The sequence below is a fragment of the Nonomuraea sp. NPDC051191 genome (assembly GCF_044455665.1).
GTDB lineage: Bacteria > Actinomycetota > Actinomycetes > Streptosporangiales > Streptosporangiaceae > Nonomuraea.
Window position 1 is genome coordinate 152,058 of sequence record NZ_JBITEZ010000020.1, and the last position, 19,808, is coordinate 171,865.

A 19,808-nucleotide genomic window follows, 5' to 3' on the forward strand; every position below is an offset into this window, starting at 1 on the left:
CCGCTCACCAGTAGGGGCCGTCGATGACGTATCCCGGCAGCAGCCCGGCCGCGCGCAGGATCGACACGGCGTCCTGGGCGTAGCGCGGCGGGCCGGTCGCGCCGCCGCCGCCGCGTTCGAGCTGGACACTGCCGATCTTCACCGTGCCGAAAGCGGAAGCGACGCCGTAGGGATCGCCCACCGCCCGCGACCACGCGGCCTGCGCGCACGTCGCACGCACGATCGCCTCGCGCTCCTTCGCGTCGGCCGCCCTGCCGTCCCCGTCCACGCGGTAGACGGCGCACAGCAGCAGATCATCGATCCGCTCTGACGCCCGTTCCAGGTCGCCCGCGATGTCTGCCGGTGCCGGGGCCCTGGTGTAGTCGGTGTAGTCCTGGGCGGTCGCGTACACCAGCACGACGGCCCCCTTCTACGGCTCTTCCAGGACCGCGACCGACAGGCCGGTGACGCTGCCGGTGTAGTTGATCCACACCTTGCCGTCGCCGCGCCGGTAAGCGGCCGGGAGCGGCGGGATGAGCACGTCGCCCGTGGTCGCGGGGATCGTGTACGGCCGGTCGTTGATGTCCTGGCCGTCCACGGTGCCGGGAATCTCGATCGTGACCGTCTTCGGCGTGCCATCGGTGTTCTTGAACCGCAGCCTGCGCTTCTCGGACCAGGCGAACGCGTTGCCGTCCACGTTCGCGTTGTTCGGCAGCGCCGCTGCGAGGTTCAGGCCGGCGCGCGGCACGGCCGTGACGGTGAGATCAGTCCTCGCCATTGACGATGTCTCCCTCCTGGCCGAACTCCTCGATCAGCGCCTGCTTGGACAGGGCCTGCGCGTCCCGGGGCTTCATGCCGCGCTGGATCGCGTACGCGACCCATTCCTTCTTCGGCTCATGCTCAGCGGGCCGGGTGATCGCGGTGGCCACGTCGGCCAGTCCCGGCCCGGCCTGCCCCTGCACGGGGCCTGCGGCGGGCTCGTCCGGCACGCCGATGAGGATCCACACCTCCAGCGCGTCCAGACGCGCCGACCGGTGCGGGTACTGCACGACCTGGCCGGTGTTGACGTTCTTGTACTGGTAGGTGGAGGAGACATCGGCGTGGATGCCCTCCACCTTGGACAGTGCGCCCATGGCGTTGACGTTCTCCCGTGCCGTCAGGGCGCCCATGTGGTCGACGGGAGTCCGGGGGCCGGGCATCAGAAGTTGGCGTCCTTCTCGATGTCCACCTGGATGATGAGGTCGGTCGGGCTGCCTCCGGCCGACACGACGGTGACGGCCAGGGTGTCGCCCTCCAGGAAGCGCCGGTTGGCCAGCCCCGCGAGTGAACCGGCCATCCAGGTGCTCGCGCTGCTCACCGACAGGTCGCCGGTGAGCAGGTTGGTGGTGACCGGCGAGCCGTTGGACGGGTTGATGGTGGTCCTGGTGCCGTTGACGGCCGCGGCGGTGCCGCCAACGCGGTAGGCGCGGACGGCCTTGACCTTGCACGGGACGGACGCCCGCCACAGCACGAAGGAGCCGGCCGCGATGTCGGCCCCCTTCAGGGTGAGCGTCTTCTCGGTGAGGCGCGGCTTGTATGCCATCGTGGAACTTCTCCTTCAGGAAGAAGGCCGCTAGCTGTTTCGCTAGCGGCTTTCGGCGTTAGTTGTCCACGTCCTTGACGAGAACGGCGCGGTTCGGGTCCAGGGTCTTGGTGCCGTAAAGGGTGTCGATGGAAATGACGTCCTGCTTGAGGTCGATGTCGTAATCCATGACCACCCTGAGCGAAAAGCCCTTGTAATTCGCGACGACTGCGTTTGCGGCACCCTGCGGCAAAATCAGGGGGCGGGTGACGAGGCAGAACGCGGTCCTGTGGAACGCCACACCGACTTCGCTCTTGCTGTTTCCCGAAGTCTGCGGCGGCACCTTGATGTTCTGGGTCGAATACGCGTCGAACCCGAAAACGCGACGGCCGAGCGACGCTTCCCGAAGGCCGTCGGTGTCGCCGCGCACGTCAAGCTGGTGGAACAGCGGGTCGGACAGCCAGTGGGCCTTGACCTGCGGACCGATCACCACGGACCGCTGAGACGGGGACACGTTGCGCTCGTTGAGCACACGGTCGGCGTCGATCATCACCTTGGGCGTGTCCCACGTGTGAATGTTCGGCAGGCCGCCGTTCCCCACTTCCTGGGAAATGTCGTCCCGGAGGGCGAGAAGGTCGCGGTCGATTTTCTGAGAAATCGCCTCCATCGCCGGGTTAAGGAGCTGCGTGGCGAAGTCCTGAATTTGCAGCGTCATTTCCTCAGCAGTAACAGCGAAGGAAACGTCCGCGAAATGGTTCAGCCGCACCGGAATATCGGTCTCGACGGCGTTCTGGATCTGGATACCGGCGCTACGGTCGTACTCGTAGGCGTCGAACGTCGCGGGCTTTCGGACGTTGACGGTGTCGCCCTGCTTACCGGCGAAATCCTCGTCCAGGTCCCGGTGAACCAGTTGGGCCATGACACAGGTTTCATAAAGCGTCGCGAGCGCTGCACGCGCGATGACCTGCGGAGTGAGGAATACATTGGCCATAAGGCCGTCTCCTTACAAATGAAAAAGCGCTAGCGAATCAGCTAGCGCTGCGGCAGAGCCGCTCGTCAGGGCGTGGACTCGCGCTTGCGGCGCTTGCGGAAGTCGTCCACGGTGAGCTGGTCCTCGCCGGTGCGTCCGCCGGGCCCGCCGCCGAACTCGCCTCCGGACTTGGTGTGGGCCGCCGCCTGGGCCGCCGCGAACTTCGGGTTCTCCTCGACCGCCTTCTGGATCGTGGCGGTGACCGTCTCGGCGAACGCCTTGTCACTCGGGTCGAGGTCGCGGACGTTCGCCAGGAACGACCGGCTGTCGAGAAGCGCTTCGGCGTCGGCGCCGGCCTTGAGGGACTGGCGCACGACGGCGAGCTCGATCTGCGTCCGGCGCAGCAGGTTCGCGGTGTCGCTGTTCTGCTGCGTGAGCGCGGCCTTCTCGCCCGTGAGCTGCTCGATGACCTCGGCCGGGTCGAGAGGCTTCTCCTCCTCCGGAGCGAGGCCGAGCGCTTTGGCGATCTGCTGGGCCACCTCCTGGCGAGCGGTCTCGACGAGCTGTTCGGCGGTGGGGCCGTCCGGCTTGGTCTCGCTCTGCTTGCGCAGGTCGGCGAGCTGGGTGCGGAACTCCGCGGCCTCGGCCCTGGTGTCCTTGATCAGCTTCTGTGCCCAGGTGGGCAGGTCGGCGACCTTGCGCGGGTCGGCGACCGTGGGCTGATCCGGCTCGACGGGGGCGCCCGTGACCTCGGCGCCGCCGTCCGCGTCCGCGGGGGCGGGTGCGGCGGGCTGGCCTTCGGGCGCTGCTTCGGAGCCGCCCGCGATCAGGAAGATCGGGCGGCCATCAGCTCGGTAGCCGAGTAGCGCGCCGGGCGCGGTCGGCAGGGTGTGGTGCTTCACGGTGTGGCCCTCCTGGAGCCGGACATGACGAAGGCCCGCGCCTGGCGGGCCGTGGATGCGGAAGTGTGCTGGTCAGCGGGGCCGGGGCAGGCCCTTCGAGGTGGAGATGCGACGGGCGTCGGCCCGGTACTCGCGGGCCGTCGCGAGAGCTTTCTTCTTCGCCTCGGGGGTGAGGGCTGCGGCGGCCCGGCGCTCCCATTCGCGGGCCTGCCGCATCCTGCGGCGGACCTGCTGGGTGTCGTCGTAACTGCCGCTGGTCGCGGGTTTGGCCGCGGCCCGGGTGACGCCGGGCAGGTAGGCCGACAGCGAGTGGCGGCATCCCGGATGCAGGAGTCCCGCGAGACGGGCCTGCTCAACAGTCGCGGTCACGCGGACGGTGACCGGCTCGTTGGTGAGCAGGTTGACCTCTTCACGGTCCCCGCTCCTCCCGCGCTGGGAGAGCACCTTGCCCTCCCAGGGGTCACACCGGGAGCACGAGTACGGCGTGGTCGAGACGATCACCAGGTCGATGCCCGCGTCCCGCAGAGTCGCAAGGTGGCCGTCCACGGCCGCGCGCGCGGTCGCGGTCCTCATCGCCATCTCGACGTAGGACTCCAGGTTCCACCTGCGGATCGTGTCGGGCGGCCCGATCCCCGTCACCCCCCGGGCGGCGAGCCGGGCCAGCGCTTCCTGCGCCGCCTCGCGCCGGGTCTGCGCGCCGGTCAGCGCCCGGCCCGCGGTCTCGGCGATGACCTGCCGGTAGATGTCATCGACCGCGCGCAGCGCGGCCAGCTCGACGGCAGCGATCTTCTCGATGGTCTGCCGGGCCAGCTCGTCCACGCCCTGCCCTGGGTTGATCAGCTTCTCGGAGCCGAGCCGGCGTGCGTCCCGGAGGACCTGTTCCAGGCGTTTGCGGACCTTGGCGTCATGCACGCCGAGGACGGCGTTGATGACGGCCTGATCCATCCCGGCCGCCCACGCTCCGAGCACCGACTTGCGCGCGGCGGCCTTCGCGGCGCGCTGCAGCCGGCCGATGATCCGCTCAGCCTCCTTGCGGAGCTGGACAAGTTCGGCGAGCCGCGCGGCCTCCCACGCGTGCAGGTCCTCGTCGGCCTGGTCGACGCCGTCGGCGACTCGGGCCGCGATCCGCTGGAGAAGCACCTGTTCGGCGTCGGCGTACATGTCGGCGACACGCTGGGCCTGCTCGATCGCTGTGGCGATCTCCCGCGCAGGAGAGGCCATCAGCTTGCCGTTTCGCTAGCTGATAAATCGTCGGCCTCGGGAAGGATCATCTCGCGCAGCTCGGCAGGATCTGGGGCGTTCAGGCCATGCTCGTCGCGCAGGCGGTCCACCTCGGCCTTGACCTGGGTGTCCTCCCACTCGGGGTGCAGCATGCGGATCCGCGTGTCGAGGCTGGCGGACTGGGCGCGGTTAAGCATGTCCAGCGTGCGTGACAACGCTTCCGGGTCGGGTGTAACACCATCCGGCCATTCGACCTGCGCCCGCTCCGCGACGACCTTGGTGCCGTAGACCGCGTTGTCGATCGCGAGCAGGCACTCCGACAACCAGCTCAGGGCCGGTGTCCAGTAGCCGATCTTGCGGCGCCTGGTGGTGAAGCTCCTGCGCTCGCGGGAGTGGATCTCGGTCGCGGTCGCAGCCGCGCCCTCCCCCGCCTCCCCGAAGGACTGGACGCTGTAGCCCGCACCCCTCAGGATTTGGGCGAGCAAGCTCTTGGCGGTGGCCTGGTGCTCAGCCACGCGGATGTCGAACTGGCTGACGGTGATCATGGATGAGCCGCTGCCACCGGGCGGTGGCAGCATCCCGAGCGGCGCGTAGACCTCGCGGTCGGGGTCGAACATCGCGCCCCTGCCCCGGCCGGTGTTTTGCAAGTAGACCTCGGGAACGATGATGCGGCCCTTGCCGAGCCGCAGGTCCCGCATCCAGCTCGTGAACGTCTCATCCAAGCTGTCCATCAGGATCTCGACGCCAGCGTAGTCGGAGCGGCCGAGCGCCGTGCCGCGGAGCGTCCGGTGCGGCCGCATGTTGGGCACGTAGTGCACGAGCAGGCCGCGGTAGTGGCTGTCGAACCCGCCCTCGGCGTCCACCAGTTCGCTGAACGACTCCGTTTCCGGAAGGTCCTGCAGCGGCACCTGCATGCCGAGCCGATCGGCATCTCCTCGGTACAGCCCGTGGAAGACGCGTCCGAACTCGTGCCGTTCGAGGTGCCGCCACACCTCGTGCTCGTCCTCATGGACGATCCGCCAAAACGTGACGGCCTTCAGCCTGCCCTTGGAGAACTCCGGCACTGCCGCGTCAGCCGGGACGGTGTCGATGATCGGCATGTCCGACAGTTCGGTGTCCCAGCCTGCACGCAGAAAGACACCGCCGTGCGCGGCGGCAAGCTCGCCGCCTTCCAGCAGGACCGGGATCACGCCGCCGTCGGCGAGGATCTTGTCGAGGCGCTTCTGGCTCGGGGTGCCGGATAGGCGCAGCGATGGCGGCTCGGAGAACAAGAGGTCGGCGGACGTGGACGCGATGTCCGCCGCGATCGGAACATGGATCTTCGTGGAGCGGGTCTGCCCTGCCGGAACCGGCGTCCCCCAGAACATGCGGGTGATCCTGTTGAGCCACCCGCCGCCCCGGACGAGCGGCCGATCCCAGCCCTTCAGATCCAGGCCGATGCCGGGAACCACCCCAGCCCCGTACACCCTCGCGAGCTGGTCCGGATCGCCCGCGTACCAGGCGCCGTGCTGGGCGTACAGGAGCATCTCCGGTTTCATCACCGGGGGCGGCCACTCCTGATCAGTGGTGGGGAGCGGCACGTCAATCCCTCTCTTTCTCCGCCAGCAGCCGCGCGAGCGTCAGCCACGAGTCGGCCAGGCCCTCCATGCGCTGCATGCGCGGCAGCTCGTCCTCGAGTTCGGCATTCAGCAGCAGGCGGGCGGCGTGGTCGATGGCGTCGTCGAACGTCATGCGTCAGGTGATGGGGACGAGCCCGGACGGCAGGACCGGCCGCTCACTGGGCGTGGTGACGCGCACCCACCCCTGATAGGTGCCGTCCACCAGGACCAGAGCGCCTGGGCCGACACGGATCCGGGCCCGTGCTCCGGCCCGGCCCGCTGCTCCCCAGGAGGCCGGATGCCACTGGCCTTCGGTCGGCTCCTGGCCCGGCGCCGTGAACGCGACCTCGACCTGTTCGCTGCCGGAGGCGTTCTCGACGAAAAACTCCAGGTACTCCAGCGACAGGCTGCTCATGGGTTCCACGCCCCCGCGCCCCCTTCCGACGAATCGAGCGGACCAGGAGCGGATCGGCAGGCCGACCCGCAGTGGCGGGGTACGCCGCTGCATCAGCCTCGGGGAGCCGCCTCCGGCGACGCGACCGATACGGAACGTCTTCGACCCCCGCAGCGACAACACGTTGCCCGTCGACGCGGCCTGGCCCACTGGCCCACCTTGAGCCCGGTTGACCGTCCGGGCCTGCCCGACGCCCACCACGCGCGGCGCGATGTACGCCTTGCCCAGGCGCATGGAGCGGACCGTCCCGGATGTGACGACCTGATGGGCCTGCGGGTCGCCGCTGATCGTCCGCGCGACTCCGCTCGTCGCGGCCTGGCCCGTTGTCCTGCGCTTGATGCGGACGACGGCAGCGGTGGCCCCAACGCCTGTGACATGGCCAGCAGCCCGCATTCTGGTCGGGACTGTCGCTGTGGCCGTGCCGGACGCTGACGCCGGGTTGATCGTCCGCTTCTTGACCGCCACCAACGGCCGGGCGGCACCTGCCGCGGCAACCTGTCTGGCCTGCCTGGAGCGAGCGGCCAGTACGGCGGACGTCACGCCCTGCGTCTGGACTCGGGCCGCGATCAGGTCCGGCGACCGGGTGAACACGGGACGGTTGGGGTAGGCGCGGCCTGCTCTCGCCATGGCGTTGCCTCCTCTACCAAGTCGCGGCGCGGTGCACGGCAGCAGACGACATCGGGACGGCGCGGCCGGACCCCGGCGCCGGGATTCGGAGCGTGAAACCGTGGGCGGCGTAGAGGCCGGCGGCTCCGACCGTGTGGTTGCGCACCGCACTGGTCGCGCTCGTCAGGGTCTGCCTGGTCAGCTGAGCTGTCACGTACCGGTCGGTCAGGTCGCAGACCTCAATCGTCGATCCCGGCGCAGTCCAGGAGCGCTCCGCCGAGGAGGTGTAGTCATCGCCGGCCACCCACCGCAGTTCCAGGTCTCCGATGCCGGGGGGTGGCCCAGCCGGGCTGGTGACCGTCGTGAACACGGTGCTGGCTGTCTGATCAGCTGACACAGTGAACAGGGGCGCGTCCACCTGTGCGTCCGTGACGGCGATCACGGCGACGGCCAGGTACTGCGACGGCGCCTCTAGAGTCCAACCGGTCTCGCCGACGCCTGCGGGCTTCCACCAGATGCCGGAGGAGATGATGCCCTTCGTGCTCTCGCCACTCCCGTTGACGGTGGACTTCGATGCCAAGGGTTGCCACTCCGGCGTCCCACCGGTCAAGGTGACGCCGAAGGTGGAACTCTCGCTGGTCACGAACGCCAGCAGCAGATCAGCCGGTGTCGCCGTAGAAGGCTTCGGGATCGATGTGACCGCACCAGTCAGTTGCGTGGTCTCTGGACGGACTGAAGGCATTCAGCACCGTTCGACCCACAGGCAGGCGGTGATCGACACTGCGGCGGCGAACTTGGCGCGCAGCACGAACCCCGTGTTCGGCCCGCAGTCCGGCGAGTCGCCGAGCGGCAGGTCATACAGGACTGTCGCGCCGTTGGGGGTGAGCGGCCAGTAGTCGACCGGCGTGAGCACGGTCGGTTCCTTGGTCGCGGCCCAAGCAGATGCCGCCAGGAACCCTGGCGTGATGGGGCGGCCGTAGAGCTGCTGAGGCGTGACCGCTGTCGAGTCCGCGGTGCCGGGCGGATTCGTCGCGAACGTCGCCGTGCACAGCTCGATGTCGCCTGGTACGCCTGAGGCGGTGCCGAGCGTGCCGATCCTGATCTTCTTGATCTCCAGACCGAACGAGGCAGGGGCGAGCACGCCGAGCACGCTGCGCGCGGTACCGGCGGCCAGCGTGACGGCGGCGGGGGTGATGGCGGAGTATCCCGTTTTTGCCATGGTTACACCGCCCCGTAGAAGCCGGCCGGGTCGATCTGCATGACGATGTTGCTGCCGTCGGGGGTGAGGGGGAAGTCGTGCGCCGTCATGGGGATGACCTGGCCGTCGGGTGCGGCGGTGGCGGGCCGGTAGCAGACCAAGACCTTCGCCCACGCTCCCCCGGCGGCCTGCACTGCCAGCCAGGTCTGGTCGGGGATGTCGATGTCCATCCGGTCGAGAGCGTCGTTCGGGGCCAGCGCGTTCAGGTCAGCGGCGCCGAGAACCTTCCTGGCGTAGCCCGCGTTCGTGGCCTCGTCGGTCGGGCCGGACAGGATGTCGGCCAGCGTGTCCTTGTCCTTGAGGATGGCGTCGCTCTCGACGTTCGCCGCGGCCAGGGCGACGATGATCAGCGCCGAAGTGGCCGGGTCGCCGGTCTTGACCCGGTTGTAGAGTTCGACGCTCCTGCCCTTGCTGATGTTGAACTCGAAGTCGGCCACAGGGGCCCTCCTCCTTGGTTGGGGTGTCGTGCGGGATGAGGAGTCACCAGGTGGCCGAGCGGTGCACGGCGGTGACGGGCATCAGTGACCGGGGCGCCGACGTGTCGAGGAGCGGGCCGATCCAGTCCTGGTCGGACCAGGCCACGGAGTCGGTGTAGCGGGGAGCGCCGCTGGCGTTGAAGCCGCCGAACCGGGCCGCCACCCAGGTGGTCGCGACATGAGAGATGGGGGCGGACAGCACGAAGGTCGGCGTGGCGGTTGGAGTTGCCCCGGTTCGATAGACACATCAGGGCTTGCGACTACGCGGCAGCATAGTCGAGGGTTGGGCGTTCTTGAGCGTGTGTCGGCGTTCGTATTCGGCCGGGCTGAGCTGACCGTTGGCGGAATGGCGGCGGCGTGGGTTGTAGAACCCTTCGATGTAGCTGAACAGGGCTCGTTCGGCCTCTGACTTGGTGCGGAAGGTGCGCCGATCGATGAGCTCGCACTCCAGCGAGGCGAAGAAGCTCTCGGTGATCGCATTGTCGAAGCATGTCCCGGTGCGGCCCGTGGACGGGCGGACGCCGGCCTGCTCACAGCGCTGGCCGAAGGCGATGGAGGTGTATTGGCTGCCCTTGTCGCTGTGATGGATCACCCCGGCCTCGGGGCGGCGCTGGTGCAGCGCCATCGCCAGGGCGTCGGTCACCAGTTCGGTGCGCATGTGATCGGCCATCGCCCAGCCGATGATCCGGCGGGAGAACACGTCCAGCACCACCGCCAGGTAGACGAAGCCCTGCCAGGTCGGCACGTAGGTGATGTCGGCGGTCCAGACCCGGTTCGGCTCGGCCGCAGTGAACTGGCGTTTGACCAGATCGGAAGCCGCGGCACGCCCGTCCGCGATCGTGGTGCGGCAGCCTCTGCGCCTGCTCACCCCGGCCAGCCTGGCCCGGCGCATCAGCCGGGCCACCCGCTTGCGACCGACCCGAACCCCATCGAGCTCACGCAGGTCGGCGTGGATGCGCGGCGCACCATAAATCTCGTCCGAGGCCCGATGATGCTCACGAATCCGCTCCGTCAACTCGGCGTCGCGGCGGGCTCGAGCCGATGGGCCGCGCACCTGGCGAGCCGCCCAGGCGTAGTAGCCCTGGCGCGACACACCCAGCACCCGGGCCAGCAGGGAGACCTCGTGGTGGTCCTTCTCCGCATGAATCAGCCGGAACTTCATCTCGGCAGATCCGTCTCCCGCGCGAAGAAAACCGCGGCCTTCCGCAAGATCTCCTTCTCCTCACGAAGGATCCTGTTCTCGCGGCGCAGCCGGGCCAGCTCCTCCTTCTCCGCGCTGGTCACGCCGTCTTGGCGGCGGCCATCATCTAGATCGGCCTGGCGCACCCAGGTACGGATCGACTGCGCGGAGGGCTGGAACTCCTTAGCCAGCTCCTCCGGCGTCCGTCCCGCGCGCACCAGCTCCACCATCTGCCGGCGAAACTCCGGCGGATAGTTGTTCGGCACAGCAGACTCCTTCTTCCGGGAACCAGGGTTCCCCAGAGATCAGCTGTCCACCAAACCGGGCCAACTCCACCTGCTGTCCGCGATCAGCCCTGACAGGCTGCCACGGTGGACTTGGGCGTTGCTGTACGTCATGGCGGTTGCGGTGAAGAACGCTGTGCCGGATGACGCGCTGTTCGCGGGAGTGATGGCCTGGCCGGGAGTACCGCCATCGAAGCTGTTGCTCGCTCCTGCCATCGCTCTCCTTCCCCTCGAAGGTGAGGTGCGGGGGTGTGATCCCTGGCCGCCTGCTGCCCCTCAACAACGGGGGCCAGGGATCACACCTGGTGCTCGACGCAGGCCACGGGAGGGCGTGCGGAGCAGGCCCGCCCCAGCTGTAGATGCGGGGCGGACGATCAGGGTTCTGCGGCTACCAGCGGCTGGCGCGGTGGCTGGCAGCAGGGGAGATCAGGCGGCTTCCGCTTACGGAGGAAGGCGTCACGGTGGGGCCGATCCAGCCTTGGTCGCTGACACCCACGTCATCGACCCACCAGCCGGACGGAGTGATGAAGTTCGCGGTACTGAAGGCGGCGGTGAGCCCGATCAGCGTCCCGCTGACGGACGCAGTTGGGGTGAGGGAGTCGGGGTTGTTGAACAGCCGGGTCTCCACGGGCCCGTTGAGGTCCCACATGGTCTCCACGCGCACCCACTGGTCGGTGGCTATACCGGCGGAGGTGGCGCCGAGCGAGGTGTAGGTGGGCGTTTCGGTCGCCTTGCTGAACAGCTCCAACGCGCCGTCGCTGCGTACATTGACGTACTGGTTGAGCTGCGAGGCCCCGTCGATGGAGTGGATGCGCACAGGAGAGGATGGCAGCCCAAACGTGTAGATGTAGGACCGCAGATACCAGGGCCCGGTGAAGGTCCCCGCGCAATACCACTTCAGCGTGTAGTAAAGGAACGAGCTCGATGCCGAGAGCCGTCCCCGAGCCGGTGCGCTGGCGTACGTCAGGGCGTCGGCGGCGTAGAACGCATCTCCGCTGTCTCCGCCAGAGTTGGCGACCGTCACGGTCTGTCCCGCGACACCGCCGTCGAAGCTGTTGCGGTAGACCGTCACATGCTCTCCTGCGTCGAGGTGATCTGCGCCCGGCCCTTCCTTTCGCAGAAGGTGTGTGACTTGGAACGGAAGGAGAGGGGCGGAAGGTCGGTGTCTAGTAGGCGGGGATGGGCTCCAGCAGCGGCGCCCAGGCTGCCTGGGTGGTGTGCAGCCCGTACCTGGCGGCATCCATGCTGTGGTCGTCCAGCTTGATCGGGACGTCGTCGCCGATGGCGGCCTTCTTGTCGTCCCACGAGTAGCTGCCAACCTCGCCCAGCCAGCCCTGGCAGCTTCGGTGGATGCGCAGGTGGTCGGCGGCCAGCAGGTTGGCGACGGTGCGGATGCCGTCCAGGACGCTGTTGTCGCCCATCGTGGGCAGCATCCCGTCACGGTGCAACTGCGTGATGAACGACGCGGCGGACGGATCCACCACGATCCACTCCGGTGCGACGCCGGACGTGCCGGGCCCGTAGCTGCCGGGGAACGTGTCGAGCCAGCGGCCCAGCCGGGCGCTGTACTCGGCGTCGGTGAGCTGCCGGCGTTCCTGGCGGGAGTCGTAGCGCCACTCCCCCGCGAGGTAGACGCGGCGCTGCCGGTCGGCGTCAGGTGTGGAGACGCCGACCAAGATCGCGGCGAACGGGTTGACCGTGCCGTAGTCCACGCCCACGCTGATCCAGCGCTCCATCAGCGGCAGGTGGTCCACGACGTGCCGGTCGGGGTCGAAGGAGTCGAAGATCATGCCCTCCGCCATGCACCACTCGCCCAGGATGTAGCGGCGGTACCAGAGCCCCGAGTACTCCGACTTCAGGTTGTTGACGTACGCCGGATCCAGCGACGGGTTGTCGTCCAAGACGAAGTGCCAGAACTTCAGGTCGAGCTCGCCCTGCCGCAGGATGAACCGCTGACGGAGCCAATGGTTGGGCGCATCGGGATTCGTCGTGCAGAAGATCATCGAGCCTGGCACGCTGCACCGGGCGAGGAGTTGGTCCCAGAACGTTTCAGGGATCAAGGTCGCTTCGTCCACATAGGCTCCGGCGCAGGTCATTCCCCTGAGTCGTGACTCAGCGCGGATGTCGTTCGCCGAGACGATCTCGATCCGCCGGCCGAGCACGTTGGCGGTGGGGGCACCGCGGTTGTAGAAGATCCGCCGCGAGACGGGCCCGGTGAGTGCGGGGTCCATCAACGGCTCGAACACATTCCGCGCCACGGTGTCGTTCGTTTTCCCGACTACGACCAGGGAGCCGCCGCGTGGTGCTGTCGCGACGTACATCAGCCAGCGCAAGAGGCTGGCGATGGTCTTGCCGCTACGGACCGCGCCCGACCAGATGTTGATGCGCGCGGTCGCCTCCGCGATGGAGCGGGCCTGCTTGGCCGACAGGGAGACGGGAGCGGTCACCTGATGACCTCGACCGCTTCCACCACCTCCACCTCCTCGGCGTCCAGGACGGCGGACGGAAGCGCGGCTTGGCCGTTGGTGGCCTGGATCTGCGCGAACAGGTTGCCTAGCAGCGAGACGACGTCGCTGTTCTCCGCGCCGTTGCGGTTGAGGAGGTCGAGGCCGAGCAAGCTGCTGCGGCGGGCGATCAGCCGCTCGACGGCCTCGACGGCCTTGACGTCGCCGCCGCACGCCGACGTCCACAGGGCGGCCATCATCCGGTCGAGCCGGTCGATCTCGATTTGCAGGAGCTGCTCGCTGGACTCCTGCTGGGCCCTGGCCGCCATCTGCAAGGCGCGCGTGACGTCCTTCGAGGCGGCGGCCTGGCTGCTGTAGCCGAGCTTGTCGGCGATCGTCTTGTACTGGACTCCGGCCAGGCGCATCTGCACGGCCTTGGTGCGCCGTTCAGCGATTGCGACCGCTCGGGCCTTAGTAGGACGGGCTATGAGGGGAACCCCCGAATATGTGAATTGTGACCACGGACACCATCCGTGGTCGCGATCAATGGGTTAATCTGCGGAAATGCAGCACGTCAAAATGATCACCATTCAGCAACCGTGGGCCGCCCTCGTCGTGTACGGATACGTGGACGAGAATGGAAATCGGCAGTTTAAGGACGTCGAGAATCGGTCATGGACGACCGCTTATCAGGGGAAACTGCTGATCCATGCCGCGCGAAAAATCGACCCGGCCGGCATGCAAAGGGTGGACGCCCTCGGGCTGGACGTCGTAGGGACGTTGCACCGCGGCGTGATGCTCGGGTCGGTCGTGCTGGGCGAGATCGTGCGCGACAGCGACAGCCCGTGGGCCCGGCCGTTCCGTCAGCACTGGCAGATGTCCGAACCGAGCCCGGCCTTGCGCCTGCTGGAGGTGCGGGGCCAGCAGGGGCGGCTGTTCGATCCGCCGGCTGATTGGCGGCGGGGGTTCTCCGAGGCCGATGCGTCCCGGGCTGCGTTGTCGCGGGTCAGGGACGTGAGCCTGGATGACCTCGGATCGCCGTTCCGGGTCCGTGTCGATCCGGCGGCGGCCCTGATGGCCGCGCTCAGCGTGACGTGAACTGGGCGGCGGGGGGCACGTACTCGAAAGAGATCACTCCGAGTCTGCGCGGGTCCAGGGACTGTTCATGCATCCAGGCGTGCTTGCTGGCGGTGCCCAGCTTGCGGTCCTGGCGCTGCATGCGCCAGCGCGGGCTCCGGGCCCGGTAAGCGTTGAGCGCCGGATGGGAGGACACGGCACGCATCCGGTAGCCGCGCTCATACAGATATTGGCCCATCCATTCCGTCATCCGGCCGCCGAGCGACAATCCCTGATAATCGGGTAGCACCACCGTGCGATGCGCCATTTTCAGATTCCGCGTGCGCGGGTGCTGGAAATGCCGATAGCTGGTGAACGCGGCCAATTCGCCGTCCACGTATCCGGCGAAGCATTGCGCGGCCGGATGCAAATCAGCGGTCAGATAGTGATGGCGGCTAAACACTCGCCAGAAGGAGCGGTCCGCGTGGTGGATGGCGAGCCGGAGCGCGGGCCGGGATTGAACCGACCTCCACGTGAACGAGGTCGCGGCCACGTCGTAGGTCCAGTCCGGCTGCAGCCAGTCCTCGACGTCGTAGTGGCAGGTGACGGCGACGAGCTGGCGCTTACGGCGGCGGACCGCCTTCTGCACGGCGTGCGACGCTATGCGCGCGACCTGCCGGTCCACCACGCTGGTGAACTCGTCGATCACGACCAGGCCCTCATGCTCGGCGAGCGCTCGCGCGAGCCCGGCCCGGAACGCCTCCCCATTGCTGAGGGTGGCGTAAGGCCTGAGCCAGGCCGGCGGCGAGTTCAGGCCGACCGCGCCGAGCAGCCCGACGACGTCCTTGATCGACATACCGCGCGGGAAGTCGTCCACGAGCGGCCGGTCGCTCCACTCCTGGGTGCCGACGAGGGCGTCCGGCCAGAGCTGGCGGGCGATTGTGGACTTGCCCGCACCACTGGGGCCGACGAGCAGGCCGACGTTCCACGGCTTGTCCTCGATGGGCAGGTTGACGCTCCACGAGCTGGCCAGCTTTTCGCTGACCGGCACGTCGAACAGGCCCTGAAGCTGGAGCACTCGCGCGCTCCGCTTGACGGGGGACGACAATGTGATCTCAGCGCGCACGACACCCCCTCAAGAAGTTCGCTCGCAGCCGCACGGTCCTTATTTCACCTAGGTACGATAGCTGCATGGCAGGTCTCGAACGGATCACCCAGCCCACCCTCGACGTGCTCGAAGTCCTCGTTCGCGCCTTCGACTGCAACGAGCAGATCCACGGCTGGGCCATCATGAAAGCCACCAAACGAGCAGGCCCCACGGTCTACAAGGTGCTCGACCGGCTTGAAGACGCCCGCTGGATCACCGGCGAATGGGAGGAGTTGGGCCCTGACGAGCCAGGTCCCCGCCGCCGTTTCTACCGGCTGACCGGCGAAGGCGCTTCGGCCGCCCGTACGCTCCTTTCACAGCGGCGCCCAGCAGCTCTCGAACCGCGCCCCGCGCTCGGATTCGCCCCGATTGGACGTCTGGTCGCTCTCTTGCCGGGAGGCGGTCGTTGAGTGGCATCGAGATCATCCTCGGCACCCTGCTCGGCCTCATTGTCAATGAGGCATGCGAGATCTCCCCATGGATGGCCCGCAAGCTCGTACGGAAAGCCGCCTATCTCCGATACCCCGACACAGATCAAGCAAGGGTGAGGGCAGAAGAGCTTGAGTCATTGATCAACGAGCGGCCTGGAAAGCTGTTCAAGCTCGCCACCGCCATAGCCTTCACAGCGAGCGCCACGATCGCTCGCCTGACGTACCGAGCTGGGGTGCTCTGGTCCGTCCTGCGCGAGGTTGTGCAACGCTACATTCTCATCATGCGGGCGCGGCGTCGCACGTACCGGAGAGGACGGTGGGAAAAGACCGCCGTTCGAACACCTATCAGAGTTGGGGAGGGCAAAGTTGAAGCCGCTGCGGAAGCAGCAGCTTGGCTTCAAGGGGAGAAGCGGGGCCTGATGACCTTCCAGGAGCTTGCCAAGGCTACCTCGCCAGAGATGGAAGAGCACGTCCGGAACCATGCTTGCCCTCAGAGTCCATCCGCTGGTGGCGTTTGATGAGTGGTGCAGAGATCGTCCTTGGAGTTCTCCTGGGGCTGATCGCCAACGAAATGTGCGACGTCTCTCCTTGGCTCGCACGCAAGCTCGTGGCAAGCGCTGCCCACCTGCAGTATCGAGATCCGGCGCGCGCAGCGATGCGAGCGGAGGAACTTGAGGCTCTGGTCAATGAGCGGCCAGGCAAGCTGTTCAAGCTAGCAACGGCACTTGCCTTTGTGGCGGGCGCCCTGATAGCACAACTTCGCCGCACGTTCCTGACGTCTTTGACGGGAGTAGCGTTGTGGCTATTCGACCGGAGCTCGCAGGTGCGCTTGCTTGTTGCCTGGTCAACTGGGGTTAGACACAAGGTTCGTATCACCGTTGCAGATAATGACGATCACGGGCTTTATGTCGTGCACTACACAGGCAGCGGAAAGACTTCTGATCTCCTCTCCGTGCTACTCAAGGTGCAAGAGGCTGAACGGCAAGCTGCGAGGTCAGCGCTTCAGCGGCTCTTTGGCGCGGATTAAGTAGGCGCGCTACATGAGAGCCCTGACTTGCCATCCCTCATCAGCCAGGCGCTCGAGTAACCGCGTCTGCTCGGTCTCGTTGGCGCAGGTGACGACGATGCCCCACACCTCGGGCCGGACGTCCTCGTCGGCGTCACCCGGCTCGGGCAGTTCCTCCTCGGGCCGGTGGTCGTCGGCCGCGGCCATCTGGGTGAGGTCGTCGGCGGTGTAGCCGGTCGCGGCGAGCAGGTCCGGGTCGGCGTCGCGGACGTCGGCCAGGACCTCGGCCAGCATCCGCTCTTCCCAGCCGCCGCGTTCGGTGGTGCGGTTGTTCGCGATCAGGTACGCCTCGGCGTCCGCGTCGCTGCGGCTCGACCAGCCGCGCACGATCGGCGGCAGCCATGTCCCGTCGTCGTCGATCAGGACGCCTTCGGGTGGGGACTCCCCTTCGGCGGCCATCTCCTCTAGGACCTGGAGGCGGCCGTGGCCGACGACGAGCCGGCCGGTCCGCTCATCCAGCTCGCCGGCGATGACGCAGCCGAACTCCTCGATCGAGGTGCGGATGGCGGGGAGGTCGTGCTCCTTGGGGTTGCGGACTGCGCGCGGGATCGCGTGCAGGCGCATGTGCTCGATGCGGCGCATCAGCCCTCCGTGTTCTGCGCGCGGTAGCCGTACTGGGCTCGCTCGTCGCTGAGCTTGCGGGCGACGATCGCGCACGCGAGCACGTCCCACGAGCGGGTTTCGACGGCTTCGTCGGGGACGTGCACGGAGGAGCCGGTGATCCGGTTACGGCCGTTCGTCTTGGTGGGGATGCCGCCGTTCGGGGTCTCCCAGTCCACACTCCAAGCCCACTTGGCCCGCTTGAGCCTGGGGCGGCCGAGGCGTTGCCGCTGGAGGGTGAGCTGCACCTGATGGGAGTCGCCCTCGGGCATCTTGATCCAGCCGAGCACCGGCCCCTCAACCGTCTCGTAGCTGTACCTCTTCGGCCCGAACAGCGCCTGGACCAGGTCGAGGCTGATGGAGCCGTGCATCCACCATGGGTCGTCACGTGACCAGTGGTTCTCGCGCGCCCACCACTTCCAGCGGATCGCCCACTCGCCGATCGACACGTTGATGACGCGGGACTCGTAGCCCTCGGGGACGAGGCGGCGCTGTAGCCACGTGCCGAACGCTTCGGTGTGGAGGTAGAGCGCGCCGAGCGGCCACACCCGCATGTGCCCGGACACGGGGTGATCGGCCCCGGCCGCGCCGATCGTGAGCTGGGCGGAGAAGACGCCGAACGTCTTGCCGAGGACGAGCTCGCCGCCGAGAGTGCCGGTCGGCCGGTCGGGCCACGGGCCGGGCCCCCACGTTGTCGAGCCGAGAGCCTGCATGGCCTGGGTGAACTCAGGCGTGTACACCTTGCCGTTGTAGGGCTGTCCGACGTCGAAGTGCTTCACAGGCAGGTTGCCTTGCGGGTCAGGGCGGACACCGCACCGGTCACACACCACCCACCGGGCCGCGTCGGTGCCGGGCGGCGTCGGCCCGTACCCGTCGACCACCGGCTTGTGACCACGGAGCCGGCACCAGAGCATGAGGCGCGGCACCTGGTGCGCCCAGAACCCGCGGTGGACGAGCATGCCGCGCTGGCGGCCGTCGCGCTTGAGGTAGTCGGTCGAGTGCCACCACATGATGGGTTCTCCGAGGGGTGAGAGACGTCAGACGCGAGGTGGCCAGTGCCAGGTGCCGGGTCGGTCGCCCTCGACGCTGCTGGTGACCCAGTAGGTGTCGTTGCCGTCCAGATGGACCTGGAGGTTGACGTCGGCAGCACCGCGGTAGGCGCGCACGACCATGGCCGGGAAGATGTCGCCCGCGATGACCCGAGTACCGACATGGGCGACGTGGCCGTCCCGACCAGGCTGGCCGGGTAGTGCCGGGGTACGGCCGCGTTGGAATGCCTCGTAGTCATCGCGGCGCCGGTTGATGTCGTCGGCGTCCTCGTCGGCGAGCTGGTAGTGGACGATGCGGCCGATGGTCGGCACGGGGCTCATGCGGGGCTCCTGTGCTGGTTGAGGGCATGCGAAAGGCCCTGGACCGGGGAGTGTCCAGGGCCTAGCTCGTGATCTTGATTCTCAGGGGGTGACACTCGGGGGTTCCCGGAGTGTTGGGAGGGTGGTGCTCGTGCGGGAGGGACGCTCTCAGCGCTTCCCTCGAACCTCTCACGCGGTCGTAAACCTGCGCGTACCGACACGAATTCCAGATTGATCATGAGGGTACACGCGGTTGTCAAGCCGGGGCAAGGGCTGCGTGCGCGCCTGATCATGGTGATGCCGGGCCACCCCGCCTCACGCTGGACCGCATGGGGCCCCGCTGGGCGGCGCGCGGGCCGCCGTTGGCGGAGATCATGTTCCCCTGTGAGCGAACGTTGAGGGGGGACGACTGCCGCCTCTGGGCGCAGATCCTTCCGCGAGAGGCCCCGTCGCCGGGGCCGCACATCGTTGAGTCCGGCCGGCGCGGATGGCTAAGCGCATGCCGAACCTATCCGTCCTGAGCGGGCCGTCCAGGGGGTCTCAACGCAAACCCTTAGCCTGCGGAAATGGCCAATTCCGGGAAATGCGGAGCGCGAACTAACGCGCCGAAAAGTGCCGCGCGTAAATGGGCTGTAGCCTTATTCGGGGACATTCTGAGGCGTTAAATGCCTGTACAACCTGCGGAAACTTCATCGGCCATGGGTTCGATCGCGATCGAACTTAGTACATGAGAGATACGACCCGGCAGCTTCGAACCGGCGCGCATGAAAGGGCCTGGACCCGTCATACTGGAAACGCGCAACCCCCCGGAGGAAATCTCCGGGGGGCAACTAGCGATACTGACCGACCCCCTCAGGGCCGTGCCAGCGGGAACCTCAGCCATTCCAGCGTACAGGCACGGACCTGGGGTCGGGCAGATCGCCTGACCAAGGAGTCCCCATGGATTTGATCATCCCCTCGCGACCGACCTTCGACCTCCGCTCCCTGTGCCTGAGCCCGCTGTGGGAGCAGGCGCGGCCCTGGGTGGCGGAGGCCCGCGTCACCGTGCTGATCCTCGTGCTCCTCGTGCTCCGGCAGATGGCGCCGGTGTACGCGATCCACATCCACCTCTAGCGCACGGCGCGGGGGGGGGGGGGGGGGGCGGGGGGGGGGGGGGGGGGGCGGGCGGCGGGCGGGGGCCCGCCCCGCGCGGGGGGCGCCCCCCCCCGCCGGCGGGGCCGGGCGGG

At 67.9% G+C, this 19,808-nt stretch carries 27 protein-coding genes; 5 read left to right on the forward strand and 22 right to left on the reverse strand.

Translation table 11 applies throughout. From position 1 onward, the window contains the following. Positions 1-4: 4 nt before the first annotated feature. The 18 genes from ACIA8R_RS43900 to ACIA8R_RS43985 form a co-directional block, all read right to left on the reverse strand. Positions 5-397, reverse strand: a complete 393-nt coding sequence (locus tag ACIA8R_RS43900) for a hypothetical protein (protein WP_397043595.1) — start codon at positions 395-397, stop codon at positions 5-7. Positions 398-409: 12 nt separating this feature from the next. Next, a complete protein-coding gene (locus ACIA8R_RS43905) occupies positions 410-757 on the reverse strand; it encodes a hypothetical protein (protein WP_397043597.1) in 348 nt (115 codons plus the stop codon). After that, positions 744-1,178 carry a hypothetical protein gene (locus ACIA8R_RS43910; RefSeq protein WP_397043599.1) on the reverse strand — a complete coding sequence of 145 codons (435 nt, stop codon included), beginning with the start codon at positions 1,176-1,178 and terminating at the stop codon, positions 744-746. The genes ACIA8R_RS43905 and ACIA8R_RS43910 overlap by 14 nt, the downstream gene beginning before the upstream one ends. Further along, on the reverse strand, positions 1,178-1,561 hold the full coding sequence (locus ACIA8R_RS43915; RefSeq protein WP_397043601.1) for a hypothetical protein: 384 nt from the start codon (positions 1,559-1,561) through the stop codon (positions 1,178-1,180). The genes ACIA8R_RS43910 and ACIA8R_RS43915 overlap by 1 nt, the downstream gene beginning before the upstream one ends. A 58-nt stretch (positions 1,562-1,619) precedes the next feature. After that, positions 1,620-2,531 carry a P22 phage major capsid protein family protein gene (locus tag ACIA8R_RS43920; protein ID WP_352350527.1) on the reverse strand — a complete coding sequence of 304 codons (912 nt, stop codon included), beginning with the start codon at positions 2,529-2,531 and terminating at the stop codon, positions 1,620-1,622. Positions 2,532-2,596: 65 nt separating this feature from the next. Then, on the reverse strand, positions 2,597-3,412 hold the full coding sequence (locus ACIA8R_RS43925; RefSeq protein ID WP_364335515.1) for a hypothetical protein: 816 nt from the start codon (positions 3,410-3,412) through the stop codon (positions 2,597-2,599). 72 nt (positions 3,413-3,484) lie between these two features. Next, the gene (locus ACIA8R_RS43930; protein WP_397043603.1) at positions 3,485-4,633 is read right to left on the reverse strand and encodes a phage minor capsid protein; all 1,149 of its coding nucleotides are present in this window, start codon (positions 4,631-4,633) and stop codon (positions 3,485-3,487) included. Continuing rightward, positions 4,633-6,213, reverse strand: coding sequence for a hypothetical protein (locus tag ACIA8R_RS43935; RefSeq protein WP_397043605.1), 1,581 nt, complete (start codon positions 6,211-6,213; stop codon positions 4,633-4,635). The genes ACIA8R_RS43930 and ACIA8R_RS43935 overlap by 1 nt, the downstream gene beginning before the upstream one ends. Position 6,214: 1 nt before the next feature. Continuing rightward, positions 6,215-6,364 carry a hypothetical protein gene (locus ACIA8R_RS43940; protein WP_364335509.1) on the reverse strand — a complete coding sequence of 50 codons (150 nt, stop codon included), beginning with the start codon at positions 6,362-6,364 and terminating at the stop codon, positions 6,215-6,217. 3 nt (positions 6,365-6,367) lie between these two features. Then, complete coding sequence (locus ACIA8R_RS43945; protein ID WP_397043607.1) at positions 6,368-7,312, reverse strand: hypothetical protein; 945 nt, start codon at positions 7,310-7,312, stop codon at positions 6,368-6,370. Positions 7,313-7,325: 13 nt separating this feature from the next. Further along, positions 7,326-8,033 (reverse strand): hypothetical protein, encoded by a 708-nt coding sequence (locus tag ACIA8R_RS43950; RefSeq protein WP_397043609.1) that lies wholly within the window; start codon positions 8,031-8,033, stop codon positions 7,326-7,328. Then, a complete protein-coding gene (locus ACIA8R_RS43955) occupies positions 8,034-8,510 on the reverse strand; it encodes a hypothetical protein (RefSeq protein ID WP_352350513.1) in 477 nt (158 codons plus the stop codon). It abuts the gene before it with no gap. A gap of 2 nt (positions 8,511-8,512) precedes the next feature. Continuing rightward, positions 8,513-8,986 (reverse strand): hypothetical protein, encoded by a 474-nt coding sequence (locus ACIA8R_RS43960; protein ID WP_352350511.1) that lies wholly within the window; start codon positions 8,984-8,986, stop codon positions 8,513-8,515. A 43-nt stretch (positions 8,987-9,029) separates the two neighbouring features. After that, positions 9,030-9,227 carry a hypothetical protein gene (locus ACIA8R_RS43965; protein ID WP_397043611.1) on the reverse strand — a complete coding sequence of 66 codons (198 nt, stop codon included), beginning with the start codon at positions 9,225-9,227 and terminating at the stop codon, positions 9,030-9,032. Between the two features lie 45 nt (positions 9,228-9,272). Beyond that, a protein-coding gene (locus tag ACIA8R_RS43970; protein WP_397043640.1) for an IS3 family transposase occupies positions 9,273-10,435 on the reverse strand; the annotation gives its coding sequence in 2 pieces (ribosomal slippage) (positions 9,273-10,237 and positions 10,237-10,435; 1,164 coding nt in all). A gap of 442 nt (positions 10,436-10,877) precedes the next feature. Further along, entirely contained in the window at positions 10,878-11,561 is a 684-nt protein-coding gene (locus ACIA8R_RS43975) for a hypothetical protein (protein ID WP_397043613.1), read from the reverse strand. A gap of 94 nt (positions 11,562-11,655) precedes the next feature. After that, a complete protein-coding gene (locus ACIA8R_RS43980) occupies positions 11,656-12,936 on the reverse strand; it encodes a PBSX family phage terminase large subunit (RefSeq protein ID WP_397043615.1) in 1,281 nt (426 codons plus the stop codon). Next, complete coding sequence (locus ACIA8R_RS43985) at positions 12,933-13,358, reverse strand: hypothetical protein (protein ID WP_397043617.1); 426 nt, start codon at positions 13,356-13,358, stop codon at positions 12,933-12,935. Before ACIA8R_RS43985 ends, ACIA8R_RS43980 begins: the two co-directional genes overlap by 4 nt. A 139-nt stretch (positions 13,359-13,497) precedes the next feature. Between ACIA8R_RS43985 and ACIA8R_RS43990 the strand changes: the two genes are divergently transcribed. Further along, positions 13,498-14,031 carry a hypothetical protein gene (locus tag ACIA8R_RS43990; RefSeq protein ID WP_397043619.1) on the forward strand — a complete coding sequence of 178 codons (534 nt, stop codon included), beginning with the start codon at positions 13,498-13,500 and terminating at the stop codon, positions 14,029-14,031. On the opposite strand, the gene ACIA8R_RS43995 is transcribed toward ACIA8R_RS43990, so the two are convergent. Next, the gene (locus tag ACIA8R_RS43995) at positions 14,018-15,067 is read right to left on the reverse strand and encodes a GNAT family N-acetyltransferase (RefSeq protein ID WP_397043621.1); all 1,050 of its coding nucleotides are present in this window, start codon (positions 15,065-15,067) and stop codon (positions 14,018-14,020) included. The genes ACIA8R_RS43990 and ACIA8R_RS43995 overlap by 14 nt on opposite strands. Before the next feature lie 113 nt (positions 15,068-15,180). Here ACIA8R_RS43995 and ACIA8R_RS44000 point away from each other — a divergent pair, with 113 nt between their 5' ends. Genes ACIA8R_RS44000 through ACIA8R_RS44010 form a run of 3 tightly spaced genes read left to right on the forward strand, consistent with a single transcriptional unit; the run spans position 15,181 to position 16,594 of the window. After that, complete coding sequence (locus tag ACIA8R_RS44000; protein ID WP_397043623.1) at positions 15,181-15,546, forward strand: PadR family transcriptional regulator; 366 nt, start codon at positions 15,181-15,183, stop codon at positions 15,544-15,546. Further along, positions 15,543-16,085 carry a hypothetical protein gene (locus ACIA8R_RS44005; RefSeq protein WP_397043625.1) on the forward strand — a complete coding sequence of 181 codons (543 nt, stop codon included), beginning with the start codon at positions 15,543-15,545 and terminating at the stop codon, positions 16,083-16,085. Before ACIA8R_RS44000 ends, ACIA8R_RS44005 begins: the two co-directional genes overlap by 4 nt. After that, entirely contained in the window at positions 16,085-16,594 is a 510-nt protein-coding gene (locus ACIA8R_RS44010; RefSeq protein ID WP_397043627.1) for a hypothetical protein, read from the forward strand. The genes ACIA8R_RS44005 and ACIA8R_RS44010 overlap by 1 nt, the downstream gene beginning before the upstream one ends. 9 nt (positions 16,595-16,603) lie before the next feature. Here ACIA8R_RS44010 and ACIA8R_RS44015 read toward each other — a convergent pair whose 3' ends face one another. Genes ACIA8R_RS44015 through ACIA8R_RS44025 form a run of 3 tightly spaced genes read right to left on the reverse strand, consistent with a single transcriptional unit; the run spans position 16,604 to position 18,603 of the window. Further along, positions 16,604-17,215 carry a hypothetical protein gene (locus ACIA8R_RS44015; RefSeq protein ID WP_397043629.1) on the reverse strand — a complete coding sequence of 204 codons (612 nt, stop codon included), beginning with the start codon at positions 17,213-17,215 and terminating at the stop codon, positions 16,604-16,606. After that, the gene (locus tag ACIA8R_RS44020; protein WP_397043631.1) at positions 17,215-18,243 is read right to left on the reverse strand and encodes a hypothetical protein; all 1,029 of its coding nucleotides are present in this window, start codon (positions 18,241-18,243) and stop codon (positions 17,215-17,217) included. The genes ACIA8R_RS44015 and ACIA8R_RS44020 overlap by 1 nt, the downstream gene beginning before the upstream one ends. A gap of 27 nt (positions 18,244-18,270) precedes the next feature. Further along, positions 18,271-18,603, reverse strand: a complete 333-nt coding sequence (locus tag ACIA8R_RS44025) for a hypothetical protein (protein WP_397043633.1) — start codon at positions 18,601-18,603, stop codon at positions 18,271-18,273. 918 nt (positions 18,604-19,521) lie between these two features. Here ACIA8R_RS44025 and ACIA8R_RS44030 point away from each other — a divergent pair. Continuing rightward, a complete protein-coding gene (locus ACIA8R_RS44030; RefSeq protein ID WP_397043634.1) occupies positions 19,522-19,695 on the forward strand; it encodes a hypothetical protein in 174 nt (57 codons plus the stop codon). Positions 19,696-19,808 lie beyond the last annotated feature (113 nt).

Bases quoted from the DNA above. Each gene is read 5' to 3' on its own strand.
- ACIA8R_RS43905 (WP_397043597.1), bottom strand. From the start codon at position 757: ATGGCGAGGACTGATCTCACCGTCACGGCCGTGCCGCGCGCCGGCCTG.
- ACIA8R_RS43910 (WP_397043599.1), bottom strand. From the start codon at position 1,178: ATGCCCGGCCCCCGGACTCCCGTCGACCACATGGGCGCCCTGACGGCA.
- ACIA8R_RS43915 (WP_397043601.1), bottom strand. From the start codon at position 1,561: ATGGCATACAAGCCGCGCCTCACCGAGAAGACGCTCACCCTGAAGGGG.
- ACIA8R_RS43920 (WP_352350527.1), bottom strand. From the start codon at position 2,531: ATGGCCAATGTATTCCTCACTCCGCAGGTCATCGCGCGTGCAGCGCTC.
- ACIA8R_RS43930 (WP_397043603.1), bottom strand. From the start codon at position 4,633: ATGGCCTCTCCTGCGCGGGAGATCGCCACAGCGATCGAGCAGGCCCAG.
- ACIA8R_RS43940 (WP_364335509.1), bottom strand. From the start codon at position 6,364: ATGACGTTCGACGACGCCATCGACCACGCCGCCCGCCTGCTGCTGAAT.
- ACIA8R_RS43945 (WP_397043607.1), bottom strand. From the start codon at position 7,312: ATGGCGAGAGCAGGCCGCGCCTACCCCAACCGTCCCGTGTTCACCCGG.
- ACIA8R_RS43950 (WP_397043609.1), bottom strand. From the start codon at position 8,033: ATGCCTTCAGTCCGTCCAGAGACCACGCAACTGACTGGTGCGGTCACA.
- ACIA8R_RS43955 (WP_352350513.1), bottom strand. From the start codon at position 8,510: ATGGCAAAAACGGGATACTCCGCCATCACCCCCGCCGCCGTCACGCTG.
- ACIA8R_RS43985 (WP_397043617.1), bottom strand. From the start codon at position 13,358: ATGCGCCTGGCCGGAGTCCAGTACAAGACGATCGCCGACAAGCTCGGC.
- ACIA8R_RS43990 (WP_397043619.1), top strand. From the start codon at position 13,498: ATGCAGCACGTCAAAATGATCACCATTCAGCAACCGTGGGCCGCCCTC.
- ACIA8R_RS44000 (WP_397043623.1), top strand. From the start codon at position 15,181: ATGGCAGGTCTCGAACGGATCACCCAGCCCACCCTCGACGTGCTCGAA.
- ACIA8R_RS44010 (WP_397043627.1), top strand. From the start codon at position 16,085: ATGAGTGGTGCAGAGATCGTCCTTGGAGTTCTCCTGGGGCTGATCGCC.
- ACIA8R_RS44015 (WP_397043629.1), bottom strand. From the start codon at position 17,215: ATGCGCCGCATCGAGCACATGCGCCTGCACGCGATCCCGCGCGCAGTC.
- ACIA8R_RS44020 (WP_397043631.1), bottom strand. From the start codon at position 18,243: ATGTGGTGGCACTCGACCGACTACCTCAAGCGCGACGGCCGCCAGCGC.
- ACIA8R_RS44025 (WP_397043633.1), bottom strand. From the start codon at position 18,603: ATGAGCCCCGTGCCGACCATCGGCCGCATCGTCCACTACCAGCTCGCC.
- ACIA8R_RS44030 (WP_397043634.1), top strand. From the start codon at position 19,522: ATGGATTTGATCATCCCCTCGCGACCGACCTTCGACCTCCGCTCCCTG.